Consider the following 16,167-nt stretch of genomic DNA (forward strand, 5'->3'; position numbering starts at 1 on the left):
TTGCTTTAGCTGCTGCAACGAGCTCTCCGATTGGTCAACTCAAAAAGTGGATTTAGGACTTTGAAAATTGTTTCCGAGGATTACTTGACACAAACTTCGAGATAAGCCTCTATCATAATACGTTCAGTTATGGTAATATGATGGTAGCTCATAGTCTTCTCCGTGTTCTTGTTAGTGTGGTTACATAGAGTTTACACGATTGAGGAAGCTTTGAGTTTTTTTTGTTGCACTTTATTTTACAATTTATCATTTGTATAAAATTAGGAACTATATTTACAAAAATACGAACTTTTTTACTTTTTTTCTATCAATGTTTGCATTATAGTTTACAGTCTGATGATTTATGTTATAATAAAAAGGTCTAGAAGAAGTCGGTAGATGTTTTCTAGCAAATATAGCCCCGAGTAAAAAATGCCTCCGGACAGGCAGGGGAAATGCCGAAGCGGGATAAGTGACCAACTTTTCCCATTATTGATAGGGTTAAAAGCCTACATTTTATAAGTTGATTTCAGGGGTCAAGGGACTTACTGAATGCCTAGTTATTAGTGTGGTCAAGCACACGTCATCTTGTGAAACGGTCAATAAAGTACGTATGTATTTGCACTTGAGAGTAAGAAACATCTAGCACCAGACACTCAGATAGAAAAAGATAGCAAACGTCAATAAAAAGGCTATGGAGCAGGTGAGAACCTGCTCTTTTTATTTTCAGAGATGAACTCATTTTACTTAGAAAAGGAGTGGATCTTGAAACCATTAGATCAACATCGAGCCCCTATTTATGAGGGTTTGGAAAGGTTAAGGCGCAAACGCATCGTTCCCTTTGATGTGCCAGGTCATAAGCGAGGGCGAGGGAATCCTGAACTGGTGGCCTTATTGGGAAAAAAATGTGTCAGTATCGATGTCAACTCAATGAAGCCGTTGGATAATTTGGGACATCCTATTTCCATTATTAGAGAGGCTGAAGAGTTATCTGCGGCTGCCTTTGGAGCCTCGCATGCTTTTCTCATGATTGGGGGAACCACGTCTTCGGTTCAGACCATGATTTTAGCGACTTGTCAGGCAGGTCAGAAGATTATATTACCGCGAAATGTCCATAAAAGTGTCATCAATGCTCTAGTCCTATGTGGTGCCATTCCTGTTTACATTGAGATGAGTGTACAGGAGCCAATCGGGATTGCCTTAGGCTTGGAGACAGAGCGCTTAGCTCAGGCCATAGCAGAGCATCCAGATGCGGTAGCAGTCTTGGTTAATAATCCGACCTATTACGGGATTTGTTCTGATTTGAAAGAGATTGTGAACCTGGCGCATGCTTCAGGGATGAAGGTCTTGGTAGATGAAGCCCACGGCACCCATCTGTCTTTCTCAGATAAATTACCTCAATCAGCCATGCAGGCAGGAGCGGATATGGCAGCTGTATCAATGCACAAGTCAGGCGGTAGCTTGACACAGAGTTCTTTGTTGCTGATTGGAGAAGAGATGAACGCCGAATATGTCCGTCAAATCATCAATCTGACCCAATCGACCAGTGCTTCCTATCTCTTACTAGCCAGTCTAGATATTTCACGACGTAACCTGGCCCTTCGTGGCAAGGAATCCTTTGAAAAAGTCATGGAGATGGCTCAGTATGCCCGTCAGGAAATCAATGCCATTGGTGGTTATTACGCCTATGCTAAAGAGCTGGTAGATGGTCAAAAAGTCTATGATTTTGATGTGACCAAACTAGCCATCTATACTCAAGGAATCGGACTGACTGGGATCGAAGTCTACGATTTGCTAAGGGATGAGTACGATATTCAAATTGAATTTGGAGATATTGGCAATATCTTGGCCTATATTTCCATCGGTGATCGCTTGCAAGATATTGAAAGATTAGTCGGTGCCCTGGCAGATATTAAACGCCTCTACGCTAGGGATGGGAAAGACCTGATCTCAGGAGAATATATCCAGCCACAAGTGATTCTGTCACCTCAAAATGCCTTTTATGACGAACGGGAGAGTTTGGAATTGCAGGAAGCTGTTGGACGTATTTGCGGAGAATTTGTCATGTGTTACCCACCTGGAATACCACTTTTAGCTCCTGGAGAATTGATTACTCAAGAAATTGTAGACTACATCTTGTTTGCCAAAGAACGTGGCTGTTCCTTGCAAGGAACGGAAGATCCAGAAGTTAAAGTTGTGAATGTGATTAAGGAGGACAGCTGATGGAGATGTGGTTTTCTGAGGTTCACACACCTGATGTAAAATTATCGATACGTACCAATCGTCAACTCTATTTTGGAAAAAGTGATTTTCAGGATATCGCCGTACTTGAAACGCAAGGCTTTGGCAAAGTGCTGACCTTGAATGGAAAGATTCTCTTTTCAGATGCAGATGATTTTGTCTACAATGAAATGGTCGTCCATGTGCCCATGGCTGTGCATCCAAATCCCAAAAAAGTGCTCATTCTAGGGGGCGGTGATGGTGGTGTTGCTCATATCTTGGTGCAATATCCAGAGATTGAACAGATTGATATCGTAGAGCCAGATGAAGTCTTGGTGGAAGTTTGCCGGACTTATTTCCCAGAATACTCACCTGGTCTAGATGATGAGCGCGTGACGATTTACAATCAAGATGGGTTGCGCTTTTTACGGAGTATCGAGGCTGATTATGATCTGATTATTAATGATGCAACGGATCCTTTTGGACACACAGAAGGACTCTTCACCAAGGAATTTTATGGGAATGCTTATAGGGCTTTGAAAGAAGATGGGATCATGGTCTATCAGCATGGGAGTACTTTCTTTGATGAGGACGAATCCGCTTGCAGAAGCATGCACCGCAAGGCATTTCAGTCTTTTCCGATTAGCCGTGTTTATCAGGCCCATATTCCAACAGGGGCATCAGGCTATCGTCTCTTTGGTTTTGCTTCTAAAACCTACCATCCTATCGGGGATTTTAAGGCTGACCAATGGAAAGCGCGACAATTGAAAACCGAATACTATACCGCTAATCTCCATGTAGGAGCCTTTATGTTACCAAAGTATGTTGAAGATATTTTAGAAGAAGAGGAGAAGAAAAAATGAGTCGTTTACTAGTTATTGGATGTGGTGGTGTAGCCCAAGTTGCCATCTCAAAGATTTGTCAGGACAGCGAGACTTTCACAGAAATCATGATTGCCAGCCGCACCAAATCAAAATGTGATGAGTTAAAGGCTAAATTAGAAGGAAAAACACAGACAAAAATTGAAACTGCATCAGTTGATGCGGATAAGGTGGAAGAAGTGACCGCCTTGATTCAAGCCTACCAGCCAGAAGCTGTTTTGAATGTTGCTCTGCCTTATCAGGATTTGACCATTATGGATGCTTGTTTGGTAACTGGTGTGCATTATATCGACACCGCCAACTACGAGGCAGAAGATACCGAAGACCCAGAATGGCGTGCCATCTATGAAAAACGCTGTGAGGAGCTTGGTTTTACGGCTTATTTCGACTATTCATGGCAATGGGCTTATCAGGAAAAATTCAAAGAAGCTGGTTTGACCGCCTTGCTCGGTTCAGGTTTTGACCCAGGGGTGACTAGCGTCTTCTCAGCTTATGCCTTAAAGCATTATTTTGATGAGATTCACTACATTGACATTTTAGATTGTAATGGCGGAGACCACGGCTATCCATTTGCGACAAACTTTAATCCAGAAATCAACCTACGTGAAGTTTCAGCGCCAGGTTCTTACTGGGAAAATGGCAAATGGGTGGAAGTGGAAGCCATGTCCATCAAACGCGAATACGATTTTCCAGAGGTTGGGCAAAAAGACATGTATCTGCTCCACCACGAAGAAATCGAATCCTTGGCACAAAATATTCCAGGAGTTAAACGCATTCGTTTCTTCATGACCTTCGGACAAGCTTACCTGACACACATGAAGTGCTTGGAAAATGTCGGACTCTTGCGTACAGATACTATCAATTTCAACGGACAAGAGATTGTGCCGATTCAGTTCTTGAAGGCTCTCTTGCCAGATCCAGCATCTTTAGGCCCACGTACTGTTGGAAAAACTAATATCGGCTGCATTTTCACAGGTGTAAAAGACGGTGTTGAAAAAACGATTTATATCTACAATGTCTGTGATCACCAAGAGTGCTATGCGGAAGTGGGCTCTCAAGCTATTTCCTACACGACTGGCGTTCCAGCCATGATTGGGACTAAATTAGTCATGAATGGCACATGGAAACAACCTGGGGTCTACAACCTAGAAGAATTGGATCCAGATCCGTTTATGCAAGCTTTGAATCAGTATGGTTTGCCTTGGCAAGTCGTTGAAAATCCAGTATTGGTGGACTAATGAAAATCGAACAATTACCAACTCCAAGTTATGTCATTGACCAGAAGGCGTTAAAGCAGAATCTGCAGATTTTGAAAAGCGTGGCAGACCGAACTGGCTGCAAGGTCTTACTCGCCCAAAAAGCCTTTTCCATGTTTGCGACCTATCCCTTGATTAGCTCCTATCTGTCTGGGACAACAGCAAGCGGCCTTTACGAAGCAAAATTAGGGCGTGAAGAATTTGGTGGCGAAGTTCATATCTTTGCCCCAGCCTTTAAGGATAGCGAAATCGATGAGATTTTAGCCATATCAGACCATATTGTCTTCAATTCAGGGCGCCAGCTAGAAAAACACTTGGACAAATGTTTAAGGGCTGGAGTATCCATCGGACTCCGAATCAACCCGCAGCATTCCACACAAGGAGATCACGCGCTTTATGATCCTTGTGCCGAAGGGTCGCGATTTGGGGTGACAAAAGACCAATTCAATCCAGACTGGTTAGAATATTTAGATGGACTGCATTTTCATACCCTCTGTGAGCAAAATTCAGATGATTTGGCATCTACCTTGGCTGTTGTAGAAGAGCAGTTCGGAGAGTATTTCCATCAGTTGAAATGGGTGAATTTCGGTGGTGGTCACCATGTGACACGAGAAGATTACGATATTGACTTGCTGGTGGCTTCTATCGAGCACGTCCAGAAAATCTACGGTGTGCAGGTCTATATCGAGCCAGGAGAAGCTATTGCGCTCAATGCTGGCTATCTGGTGACCGAAGTCTTAGACATTGTCGAAAATGGGATAGAGACCTTGGTACTAGACGCGTCTGCTACCTGTCATATGCCAGATGTGCTGGAAATGCCCTATCGTCCGCCTTTACAAAATGGATTTGAAGCAGGTGAGAAAGCCTACACCTATCGCCTATCTTCCAACACCTGTCTGACGGGGGATGTCATCGGCGACTATTCCTTTGAAAAACCAGTAGCAATTGGTGACAAACTCTATTTTGAAGACATGGCCATTTACTCTTTCGTAAAAAATAATACCTTTAACGGTATGCCATTGCCTTCTCTAGCTCTTATGGATGAGACAGGCGATTGTCAGCTGATTAAGACATTTGGTTATGAAGATTTTAAGGGGAGACTGTCCTAATGAAGACACCAAAAGAATTGGGCTTTCGCATGCCTGCTGAATATGAACCACATCAAGATTGTATGCTGATATGGCCGACAAGACCGGGTTCTTGGCCTTTTGATGGAAAAGATGCAAAAATCGCTTTTTCCCAGGTCATTGCTGCCATTGCTAAGAGTGAGACGGTCTATCTGCTGGTAGAAGAGTGCCATCGTAAAGAAGCGGAAGATGCGCTAGGTGACTTGGTTACCTACCTCGAAATACCGACCAACGACGCTTGGGCACGTGATACAGGGCCGACCGTCTTGGTCAATGACAAAGGTGACCGTCTAGCTGTAGACTGGGCTTTTAATGCCTGGGGCGGGCAAGTAGACGGCCTCTATCAGGATTTTCACGAAGATGATCAAGTGGCAAGTCGCTTTGCTACTGCGCTGAATTTACCTGTTTATGATGCCCATCCTTTTGTACTGGAAGGCGGCTCCATTCACAGCGATGGAGAGGGAACACTTATAGTGACAGAAGCTTGTTTGCTGAGCGCTGGACGCAATCCACAAATGAGCAAATCAGAAATCGAAGAACGATTAAAAGAGACCCTTGGAGCAGAAAAAGTCATCTGGTTGCCAAACGGAATCTACCAAGATGAAACCAATGAACACGTAGACAACGTGGCTGCCTTTGTGGGGCCGGCAGAGATTGTCCTTGCTTGGACAGATGATACATCAGACCCGCAATACGCCTTGTCAATGGAAAATTTGACCTTTTTAGCAGGCGAAACAGATTCCAAAGGTCGACCATTCACTGTTCACAAGCTATTGATTCCAAAGCAGACGCAGATCGTTCACGAAGAAGATTTAGCGGGCTATTCCTATGCGGATGGAGAAGAAGAGCGATTTGCTGGGGAACGATTAGCGGCTTCATACGTGAATTTTTACATCGCAAACGAGGCTGTTGTCTTACCGCAGTTTGACGATCCACATGACAGGACAGCACTTGATTTGCTAGCGCAGCTTTTTCCAAATCGAGAAATCATCGGAATTCCTGCACGCGCTATTTTACTGGGCGGAGGCAATATTCATTGTATCACCCAACAAATCCCTAGATAGGAGGAAACATGAGACAAGTGACAGTAGCTGCTATCCAAATGTCCTGTTCAAAGGAAGTAGCAAACAATATTGAAAAGGCTGAAACATTAGTCAGACAAGCAGCAGCTCAAGGTGCGCAGATTATTTTGCTACCAGAGTTGTTTGAGCGTCCATATTTTTGCCAAGAGCGTCAATATGATTATTATCAGTACGCGGAGTCTCTTGAGGAAAATATAGCCATTCAGCATTTTAAGCCAATAGCTGCAGAGTTAGGAGTTGTCTTGCCCATTAGCTTTTATGAAAAAGATGGACAAGTCCTCTATAATTCCATTGCAGTCATTGATGCAGATGGGACAGTCTTAGGCGTCTACCGCAAAACACATATTCCAGATGACCATTATTACCAAGAAAAATTTTATTTCACTCCTGGAAATACAGGCTTCAAGGTCTGGGAAACACGCTACGCTAAAATCGGAATCGGCATCTGTTGGGATCAATGGTTCCCTGAAACTGCTCGTTGCCTAGCTTTGGCAGGAGCAGAATTGCTCTTTTATCCAACGGCGATTGGAAGCGAGCCGATTTTGGAGACAGACTCAATGGGGCACTGGATGCGCACCATGCAAGGACACGCTGCAGCGAATGTTACGCCTGTCATTGCGGCTAATCGCTTTGGTTTAGAAGAAGTGCAGCCTTGTCCTGAAAATGGGAAACAGTCTTCAAGTCTTGATTTCTACGGTTCTTCCTTTATGACGGATGAGACAGGAGCTCTCTTGTGCCAAGCTAGCCGAAATCAAGAAGAAATTTTACTAGCTCAGTATGACTTGGAAAAAGGAGCTCAAGAACGCCTTGCCTGGGGACTTTTCCGTGATCGCAGACCAGAAATGTATGGAATGATTAGTCAGTAAGCCTTTGATGTCTAACTGCGACTTAAAATTGTCTTACAGGTTCATATTGTATGACTCGAAAAGTAGTAGTTACTGAGAAAAATATCAGACCAAGAAAGTTTAATGGCAATCAACTTACAGATACAACTTAAAAAGCCTAGAAATATGAATTTCCTAGGCTTTTATTATTTTGCTAGACGAGTTTATTGGACTATCGTCTAGTCCTAGTTTCAAGTTGCCGACCTAAAACAGTCCACTGGACTGTTTTATTCCCACTCAACTGTTGCTGGTGGTTTACTTGTAATATCGTAGACGATGCGGTTTACGTGGTCTACTTCGTTTACGATACGAACAGAGATTTTTTGAAGAACTTCCCATGGGAGTTTTGCAAAGTCTGCTGTCATACCATCGATAGAAGTGATAGCACGAATAGCGATGGTGTAGTCATAAGTACGACCATCACCCATAACACCGACTGAACGAACACCAGTATTAACGGTGAAGTATTGCCATACATCACGTTCTAGACCAGCTTTGGCGATTTCTTCACGAAGGATGGCGTCTGATTCACGGACAGTTTCTAGTTTTTCTTCGGTGATTTCACCCATAACACGGATAGCAAGACCTGGTCCTGGGAATGGCTGACGCCAAACGACTTCATCAGGCATTCCAAGAGCTGTACCTAGGGCACGCACTTCATCTTTGAAAAGGGTATTAAGTGGTTCAATCAATTCAAACTGCATGTCTTCAGGAAGACCACCTACGTTGTGGTGAGACTTAATTGTTTGCGCAGTTTCAGTACCTGACTCGATAATGTCTGTGTAAAGTGTTCCTTGAGCAAGGAAGTCAACACCTTTGAGTTTGCTTGCTTCGTCATCGAAGACATAAACAAATTCATTACCGATGATTTTACGTTTTTTCTCAGGATCATCAACGCCTGCAAGAAGGTCAAGGAAACGTTTTGAAGCATCAACACGGATGATGTTAAGACCGAACTTACCACCAAGCATATCCATAACCTGGTCACCTTCATTTTTACGAAGAAGACCGTGGTCAACGAAGATACATGTCAATTGGTCACCGATAGCACGTTGGAGAAGGACACCAACAACTGATGAATCTACACCACCTGAAAGCCCAAGAAGAACTTTACGCTCACCAACAGTTTCACGAATTTGTGCAATTTGCATGTCGATGAAGTTGTCCATAGACCAGTCTTGACGAGCGCCACAGATTTCAACGGCAAAGTTTTTCAAAATATCGTTACCGTAAACAGAGTGACGAACCTCTGGGTGGAATTGAATACCGTAGAAGTTTTTCTCAGTATTTTCCATTGCTGCATAAGGACAGTCAGCTGAGTCACCAACAAGGTGGAAACCTTCTGGAATCTCAGTAACAGCATCACCATGGCTCATCAAAACAAGTTGCTCTTCAGGAGTACCTGCGAACAATTTTGATTCTGAACGAAGGCGAAGTGTTGATTGACCGTATTCACGGTTACCAGCTTCACCAGCAGGTACAACCTTACCACCAAGTTTGTGAGTAATCAGTTGCATACCATAGCAGATACCAAGAATTGGAATACCGAGTTCGAAAATCTCTTCATCGATACCAAAAGCATTGTCTGCGTAAACTGAGTTTGGACCACCAGAAAGAACGATACCAATTGGGTTGATAGCACGAATTTCTTCGGCAGAAATCTTGTGACTTTTCAACTCAGAAAAGACACCGAATTCACGGATACGACGTGCAATCAGTTGGTTGTACTGGCTACCATAGTCAAGAACGATGATTTTTTGAACATCATTCAAAGTAGAAATGTCAGTCATTGTTACCCTTTCATTTAATGTCTGGAGATACCAGACGATATAGTTTGCACCTATTATAGCACAAAAAGTAGGAAAAGGCATTAGATTTTATGCAGAAAAAAGCAAAGCAGGATTAGAAGATTCTCATCTGGCGCAGCTCTTTACCAATCGAGGTATAAGAGTGAGTCAACCTCTGGACTAATGAGATGGACTTAGCAGCACAGCTTTGTCAAAAAATGCTATAATATAAGGGATACAAGAGGAGGATAAGAATGATTCCAGCCTATATTCAGATTCATGATCAGATTAAAAAGGAAATAGATGAGGGAAAATGGCAGATTGGCCAGCGTTTACCGAGCGAGCGTGACCTATCTGACGATTTTGGCGTCAGCCGTATGACGCTTCGTCAAGCGGTAACGCTTCTAGTTGAAGAGGGAATTTTGGAACGTCGTGTGGGTAGTGGAACCTATGTGGCAGGACGTCGTGTTCAGGAAAAGATGCGTGGAACGACCAGCTTCACAGAAATCGTCAATGCCCAAGGCAAAACACCGTCATCCAAATTGATTTCCTACCAGAGAAAACTGGCTAGCGAAACCGAATGTCAGCAACTGCAGTTGACCTCAAAGGATTATGTGATTAGTATGGAGCGCGTGCGTTATGCCGATCAAGTTCCCTTGGTTTATGAGGTAGCTTCAATTCCAGAAAAATTGATTTGTGACTTCAACCGTACTGAGATAACAGAGCATTTTTTCAAGACTCTGACCGCAAATGGCTACCAGATTGGTAAGAGCCAGCAGACTATCTATGCCAAGACAGCTAATGAGCGCGTGGCGGATTACCTCGATGTTACTAAAGGACACGCCATTCTTGCTTTGACTCAGGTTTCTTATTTCACAGACGGTCGACCATTCGAGTATGTTCGTAGCCAATATGTCGGCGATCGTTTTGAATTTTATTTGGAAAACAATTAAGTAATATATTGTTTAAAATGAATCTTCCTAAAAGACTTTGTCTTCAATTGAGTAACATATAAAATATTATGTAACGAATTTAAAGTTATTTTGTCTAGATTAAAGACTCAATCGACCTTTTAGGCTACTCTTTCAAGCTCTTTTATGATAAAATGGAGCTTATGGAAATTGAAAAAACCAATCGTATGAATGCGCTGTTCGAGTTTTATGCAGCGCTTTTGACAGATAAGCAGATGAATTATATCGAACTCTATTACGCTGACGATTATAGCCTAGCTGAGATTGCTGAGGAGTTTGGTGTCAGTCGTCAGGCTGTTTACGATAATATCAAGCGAACTGAGAAGATTTTAGAAGCCTATGAGATGAAGTTGCACATGTATTCTGACTATATCGTTCGTGGGCAGATTTTCGATGAGATTGTCGCAAAGTATCCTGATGATGCTTACCTTCAGGAGCAAATAGCAGTGCTGACAAGTATTGATAATCGTGATTAAAAATAAAACTACGTAATTAAAATTATGTAACACAGGAGAAAGAAAATGGCATTTGAAAGTTTAACAGAACGCTTGCAGGGCGTTTTCAAAAATTTACGTCGTAAAGGAAAACTATCTGAAAAAGAAGTTCAGGAAGTCACAAAAGAAATTCGTCTAGCTCTTCTTGAGGCTGACGTTGCGCTTCCAGTTGTTAAAACCTTTATCAAACGCGTTCGTGAACGTGCAGTCGGACACGAAATCATTGATACCTTGGATGCTTCACAACAGATTATCAAGATTGTTAATGAAGAATTGACAGAGATTTTGGGTTCAGAAACTGCTGAACTCAACAAGTCTCCAAAGATTCCAACAATCATAATGATGGTCGGTCTTCAAGGGGCTGGTAAAACAACCTTTGCAGGGAAATTGGCTAACAAGCTGATTAAGGAAGAAAATGCTCGACCAATGATGATTGCTGCCGATATTTATCGTCCAGCAGCCATTGATCAGCTGAAAACACTAGGTCAGCAAATTGATGTTCCTGTTTTTGACTTGGGAACAGAAGTTTCTGCTCTTGAAATCGTAAGCCAAGGTCTTGAAGTTGCTAAAGCAAACAAGAACGACTATGTCTTGATTGATACAGCTGGTCGTCTGCAAATTGATGAGCTCTTGATGCAGGAACTTCGTGATGTGAAATCTCTAACGCAGCCAAACGAGATTCTCTTGGTTGTAGATAGCATGATTGGTCAAGAGGCAGCAAATGTTGCCCGTGAATTTAATGATCAATTGGACATCACAGGGGTTATTTTGACCAAGATTGATGGTGATACCCGTGGTGGTGCGGCCCTTTCAATCCGTGAAATCACTGGAAAACCAATCAAATTCACTGGTACTGGTGAAAAAATCACAGATATCGAAACATTCCACCCAGATCGTATGTCATCACGTATTTTGGGAATGGGTGACCTTCTGACCTTGATTGAAAAGGCTAGCCAAGAATACGATGAACAAAAATCATTGGAATTGGCTGAAAAGATGCGTGAGAATACCTTTGATTTCAATGACTTCGTTGAACAATTGGATCAGGTTCAAAATATGGGACCAATGGAAGATCTTCTCAAGATGCTTCCAGGTATGGCAAACAATCCAGCTCTTTCAAATATTAAAGTTGATGAAAAACAAGTTGCCCGTAAACGTGCCATTGTTTCATCAATGACACCAGAAGAACGTGAAAATCCAGAATTGTTGACACCGAGCCGTCGCCGTCGTATCGCAGCAGGTTCAGGAAATACCTTTGTTGAAGTGAACAAGTTTATCAAGGACTTTAATCAAGCAAAAGGTATGATGCAGGGCATGATGTCTGGAGACATGGAAAAAGCTATGCGTCAAATGGGACTAAATCCAAATAATCTTCCTAAGAATATGCCTAACAACATGCCTGATATGAGCGGTATGGATATGTCAGCCCTTGAAGGAATGATGGGCGGAGCAGGTATGCCAGATCTATCAAACATGGACCTCAGTCAAATGATGGGTGGCGGTCTCAAAGGGAAAATTGGTTCATTTGCAATGAAATCAGCCATGAAACGCCAGGCTAACAAAATGAAAAAAGCTAAGAGAAAACGTAAATAATCTAAAAAGAATGGAATTCAAATCCATTCTTTTTTCTTACCTAGAAAGTTGAAGTAACTTATTTATTTTTTACAGAGGATTTTATAGATTTGCTGACCTTACTGATTAACTGAGTTTTGTGTTTAGAAAACCATTGATTATTTTTCCCACACATCTTTCCGAAAAACTGTAATTTTCTTGAAAGAAAGATATAGGTGTGATATACTTCTATTTAAGAAATAATCCTTCAAAAACGGAGAAAAAATATGAAACGTGAACTCTTACTTGAAAAAATTGAAAGCTACAAGGCAATCATGCCCTGGTTTGTTTTAGATTATTATCAATCCAAACTTTCCGTACCGTATAGTTTTACGACTCTATATGAATACCTCAAGGAATATAAACGATTCTTTGATTGGTTGATTGAGTCTGGTATTTCAGATGCCCATCAGATTGCTGATATTGATTTAGCGACTTTGGAACATTTGACCAAAAAGGATATGGAATCATTTATTCTTTACCTTAGAGAACGTCCGTCGCTCAATACCTATTCAACAAAGCAAGGTGTTTCTCAAACAACCATAAATCGTACTTTGTCAGCCTTATCTAGTCTTTATAAGTATTTGACTGAGGAGGTTGAAAATGATCAGGGAGAGCCTTATTTTTACCGAAATGTGATGAAAAAAGTCTCTACTAAGAAGAAAAAAGAGACACTTGCTGCCAGAGCTGAGAATATCAAACAAAAGCTCTTTCTCGGCGATGAGACCATGGATTTTTTAGAACATATAGATTGTGAATATGAGAACAAACTTTCTAATAGAGCTAAGTCTTCTTTCCGAAAAAATAAGGAACGTGATTTAGCCATTATCGCCCTACTGCTTGCCTCTGGTGTTCGTCTGTCTGAGGCAGTCAATCTGGATCTCAAAGATCTCAATCTCAATATGATGGTCATTGAGGTTACACGTAAGGGTGGTAAACGGGATTCCGTAAACGTAGCAAGCTTTGCCAAGCCCTATCTAGAGGCTTATTTAGAAATAAGAGCTCCACGTTATAAGGCAGAAAAACAGGATACAGCTCTCTTTATTAGTGAATACCGAGGCGTCCCTAACCGTATCGATGCATCTAGTGTTGAAAAAATGGTCGCCAAATACTCTCAGGACTTCAAAATTCGTGTGACACCCCATAAGCTGCGCCATACACTGGCAACCAGACTCTATGACGCAACTAAATCGCAAGTATTGGTCAGTCATCAATTAGGGCATGCTTCAACTCAGGTTACAGATCTTTATACCCATATCGTCAACGATGAACAAAAAAATGCTTTGGATAATTTGTAACATAATTTTAAGTATGTTAGATCTCTCCTTAGTTTTCTCTGTCTGTCAAAATAAAACATAACTATAATTATGTAACAAATCTTTTATCATCAAACCCCACTAGTTTTTGCTAGTGGGGTTGTTTGTTAGCGATTATCAATTGTTTCAGGGTAGAGATCGTGATTTATCAAACGGTAATTAGCCATTTCTTCGTATTTTGTTCCTGGTCTACCATAGTTATAGTAAGGATCAATTGAAATACCACCACGAGGTGTAAATTTACCCCAAACTTCAAGGTAACGAGGTTTGAGCAATTCGACCAGGTCTTTCCCGATAGTATTGATACAATTTTCATGGAAGTCACCGTGGTTACGGTAGCTGAAAAGATAAAGTTTTAGGGATTTTGATTCAACGCAGAGCTCATCAGGGATATATGAGAGGTAGATGGTTGCAAAGTCTGGTTGGCCTGTCATTGGACAGAGTGAGGTAAATTCAGGACAGTTGAATTTGATAAAATAGTCGTTATCTTTGTGACGATTTTCAAAGGTTTCAAGGATTTCTGGACTATACTCAAAAATATAGTTTGTATTTTGATTCCCCAAAAGGGTTAGGTTTTTCATTTCTGTTTCTTTACTCATGCTGCTTCTCTTTTCTAAAATTTAAACACCGCGCTCATTATCATAGAGGAGGGTGTGAAGTTGTGGGAGGACACGGACATTTCCCCAGCTATCATCCTGTGCAACTCTTTCCCAGAGTTCTTTGAGACGTCTCAGTTGTCCGCTGACGATATCACCGTCTTTTTGAGGTTCTGGATTTCCTGCTGAAAGATAGAGGACATCGGGCTGGTAGCGGTCTTGGATTGATTTGGCGAATTCTAGATCTTCATCGTTAAAGACAGGAATTTTAAAGGTCACCTTGTTAGGATCCAATCTTTCGACAATGAAATCAAGAGTTTCCAAATTGACATCCATCTTTGCTGAAGGTGGTTTAGGGCTTAAGGTCACTTGATCGATATCAGTTAGCCACTCTTGCCAGCGTGACCCTTGAGTTTCAACGGCTAGTGTGACGCCTCTCTCCTTTAGTTTGCTAACTAGCTCAGCCATATTAGATGCTAAAAGGCAAGGATTACCACCAGACAGGGTTACATAGTCATAGTTTCCAAGTTGGTCCAAGGCTTCAATCACTTGATCACTGGTCATACGAGTTGGTTTCTCAGAGCCATCCCATGTGAAGGCGGAATCGCACCAGTCACAATGATAATCACAGCCTGCTGTTCGAACAAACATGGTTTTCTGACCGATTGCTCTGCCTTCCCCCTGAAAGGTTGGACCAAAGATCTCAAGGACTGGAAGAGTCAGCTGTCTTTGTCTAGCCATGTTCCCACTCCCTTCTGAATTCAGCATAGGAGCTAGGTGTTTCATAGAGACGGACATGCTCGATTTGGAGTCCTCTTTCGTTTGGCAATGCTTGCGCAAAGGTCTGGTAAATCCAGTAAACCATGTTTTCAGCGGTTGTATTCATGTAAGGAAGACTTTCGTTAAGGTAACGGTGGTCTAGTTTTGGTTCTAGCTCAGTCTTATAAATTGCTTTTAGGTCTCCAAAGTCATAAACCATCCCACGTTCGTCGAGAAAGCCCGACACAGCAATCTGTAAGCGATAGGTATGCCCATGGAGTGCTTTGCATTTTCCTTCATAATTAAAAAGGTGATGAGCTGCATCAAAGGTGAATTCCTTTGAAACCATTACTCTTCGTTGGCAATAGATTAGAGACTCTCCAGTTGCTTCTTTGATTTCTTTAGGTGCAAAAAACATGATTATTGTCCTCTTCTTGCTAGATAGTTCTCAAGCCCTGCTTGACGGAGATGACAGGCAGGGCAGTCACCACAGCCGCTTCCCTTGACTCCGTTATAGCAGGTTAAGGTATTGTTTCTAACATAGTCAAAATAGCCCAGCTGGTCAGCTAATTCCCAGGTTTCAGACTTATCAAGCCACATCAAGGGTGTTTGAATGACAAAGGGATAATCCATTGCAAGATTAAGCGTCACATTGAGAGATTTGACGAAGGAATCACGGCAGTCTGGATAGCCTGAGAAATCAGTTTCACAGACTCCAGTAATAATATCGGTGATTCCTTTTTGCTTAGCAAGAACTGCTGCAAAAGACAGGAAGAGATGGTTACGCCCATCAACAAAAGTATTTGGAATTTGATCTTCCTCAGCCTCAATTGGCTTATCGCTGGTTAAGGCATTATCCGTCAATTGACCAAGGAGAGACATATCGAGCAGATGATTAGCTACGCCAAAGTCAGCTGCAATCTCCTGAGCTACTTCTACTTCAAGACTGTGTTTTTGTCCATAGAGGAAGGTTACTGTTTCAACATGCTCATAATGCTTTTTAGCCCAGGCTAGGCAGGTTGTTGAGTCTTGTCCGCCACTAAAGACGACAAGTGCAGATTTACGTTTCATTTAGAATCCTTTCAAAGTGGGAGAAAGGCATCAAAAAAGCTCCTAGTAATTGATCTAGGAGCTAAAACTTACTGGTTTTTTTTAACGATGGCGTCTCCCAAACATCTATAATATTAAATACCTAAACAGTTTA

The 16,167-nt window shown here is 42.0% G+C and carries 15 protein-coding genes; 10 read left to right on the forward strand and 5 right to left on the reverse strand.

Features of this window, described 5'->3' with window-relative positions:
- The first annotated feature begins 744 nt into the window (after positions 1 to 744).
- Genes JOC28_RS01265 through aguB form a run of 6 tightly spaced genes read left to right on the forward strand, consistent with a single transcriptional unit; the run spans position 745 to position 7,411 of the window.
- Positions 745 to 2,202, forward strand: coding sequence for an aminotransferase class I/II-fold pyridoxal phosphate-dependent enzyme (locus JOC28_RS01265; protein WP_205008834.1), 1,458 nt, complete (start codon positions 745 to 747; stop codon positions 2,200 to 2,202).
- On the forward strand, positions 2,202 to 3,062 hold the full coding sequence (gene speE, locus JOC28_RS01270) for a polyamine aminopropyltransferase (protein WP_205008835.1): 861 nt from the start codon (positions 2,202 to 2,204) through the stop codon (positions 3,060 to 3,062). The genes JOC28_RS01265 and speE overlap by 1 nt, the downstream gene beginning before the upstream one ends.
- Positions 3,059 to 4,318, forward strand: a complete 1,260-nt coding sequence (locus JOC28_RS01275) for a saccharopine dehydrogenase family protein (protein WP_205008836.1) — start codon at positions 3,059 to 3,061, stop codon at positions 4,316 to 4,318. Before speE ends, JOC28_RS01275 begins: the two co-directional genes overlap by 4 nt.
- Complete coding sequence (nspC, locus tag JOC28_RS01280) at positions 4,318 to 5,445, forward strand: carboxynorspermidine decarboxylase (protein ID WP_205008837.1); 1,128 nt, start codon at positions 4,318 to 4,320, stop codon at positions 5,443 to 5,445. Before JOC28_RS01275 ends, nspC begins: the two co-directional genes overlap by 1 nt.
- Positions 5,445 to 6,527, forward strand: a complete 1,083-nt coding sequence (aguA, locus tag JOC28_RS01285; RefSeq protein ID WP_205008838.1) for an agmatine deiminase — start codon at positions 5,445 to 5,447, stop codon at positions 6,525 to 6,527. The genes nspC and aguA overlap by 1 nt, the downstream gene beginning before the upstream one ends.
- Positions 6,528 to 6,535: 8 nt before the next feature.
- On the forward strand, positions 6,536 to 7,411 hold the full coding sequence (aguB, locus tag JOC28_RS01290; RefSeq protein WP_205008839.1) for an N-carbamoylputrescine amidase: 876 nt from the start codon (positions 6,536 to 6,538) through the stop codon (positions 7,409 to 7,411).
- Positions 7,412 to 7,656: 245 nt separating this feature from the next.
- On the opposite strand, the gene guaA is transcribed toward aguB, so the two are convergent.
- A complete protein-coding gene (gene guaA, locus JOC28_RS01295) occupies positions 7,657 to 9,219 on the reverse strand; it encodes a glutamine-hydrolyzing GMP synthase (RefSeq protein ID WP_205008840.1) in 1,563 nt (520 codons plus the stop codon).
- A 251-nt stretch (positions 9,220 to 9,470) separates the two neighbouring features.
- Here guaA and JOC28_RS01300 point away from each other — a divergent pair, with 251 nt between their 5' ends.
- From JOC28_RS01300 to xerS, 4 genes are all read left to right on the forward strand, one after another.
- Positions 9,471 to 10,169 (forward strand): GntR family transcriptional regulator, encoded by a 699-nt coding sequence (locus JOC28_RS01300; protein WP_205008841.1) that lies wholly within the window; start codon positions 9,471 to 9,473, stop codon positions 10,167 to 10,169.
- 161 nt (positions 10,170 to 10,330) lie between these two features.
- Positions 10,331 to 10,663, forward strand: a complete 333-nt coding sequence (locus tag JOC28_RS01305) for a putative DNA-binding protein (RefSeq protein WP_205008842.1) — start codon at positions 10,331 to 10,333, stop codon at positions 10,661 to 10,663.
- A 45-nt stretch (positions 10,664 to 10,708) separates the two neighbouring features.
- A complete protein-coding gene (gene ffh / locus JOC28_RS01310; RefSeq protein WP_205008843.1) occupies positions 10,709 to 12,274 on the forward strand; it encodes a signal recognition particle protein in 1,566 nt (521 codons plus the stop codon).
- Positions 12,275 to 12,519: 245 nt separating this feature from the next.
- Positions 12,520 to 13,590 (forward strand): tyrosine recombinase XerS, encoded by a 1,071-nt coding sequence (xerS, locus tag JOC28_RS01315; protein ID WP_205008844.1) that lies wholly within the window; start codon positions 12,520 to 12,522, stop codon positions 13,588 to 13,590.
- 125 nt (positions 13,591 to 13,715) lie between these two features.
- Here xerS and queF read toward each other — a convergent pair whose 3' ends face one another.
- From queF to queC, 4 genes are read right to left on the reverse strand one after another with little or no spacing between them, the layout of a single operon-like run.
- Positions 13,716 to 14,207: a preQ(1) synthase gene (queF, locus tag JOC28_RS01320; RefSeq protein WP_205008845.1), complete on the reverse strand. Its 492-nt coding sequence runs from the start codon at positions 14,205 to 14,207 to the stop codon at positions 13,716 to 13,718.
- 21 nt (positions 14,208 to 14,228) lie between these two features.
- On the reverse strand, positions 14,229 to 14,945 hold the full coding sequence (gene queE / locus JOC28_RS01325; protein WP_205008846.1) for a 7-carboxy-7-deazaguanine synthase QueE: 717 nt from the start codon (positions 14,943 to 14,945) through the stop codon (positions 14,229 to 14,231).
- Positions 14,938 to 15,381 carry a 6-carboxytetrahydropterin synthase QueD gene (queD, locus tag JOC28_RS01330; protein WP_205008847.1) on the reverse strand — a complete coding sequence of 148 codons (444 nt, stop codon included), beginning with the start codon at positions 15,379 to 15,381 and terminating at the stop codon, positions 14,938 to 14,940. The genes queE and queD overlap by 8 nt, the downstream gene beginning before the upstream one ends.
- A gap of 2 nt (positions 15,382 to 15,383) precedes the next feature.
- The gene (gene queC, locus JOC28_RS01335; protein WP_205008848.1) at positions 15,384 to 16,034 is read right to left on the reverse strand and encodes a 7-cyano-7-deazaguanine synthase QueC; all 651 of its coding nucleotides are present in this window, start codon (positions 16,032 to 16,034) and stop codon (positions 15,384 to 15,386) included.
- Between the last annotated feature and the right edge of the window lie 133 nt (positions 16,035 to 16,167).

The sequence above is a fragment of the Streptococcus loxodontisalivarius genome (genome assembly GCF_016908645.1).
GTDB lineage: Bacteria > Bacillota > Bacilli > Lactobacillales > Streptococcaceae > Streptococcus > Streptococcus loxodontisalivarius.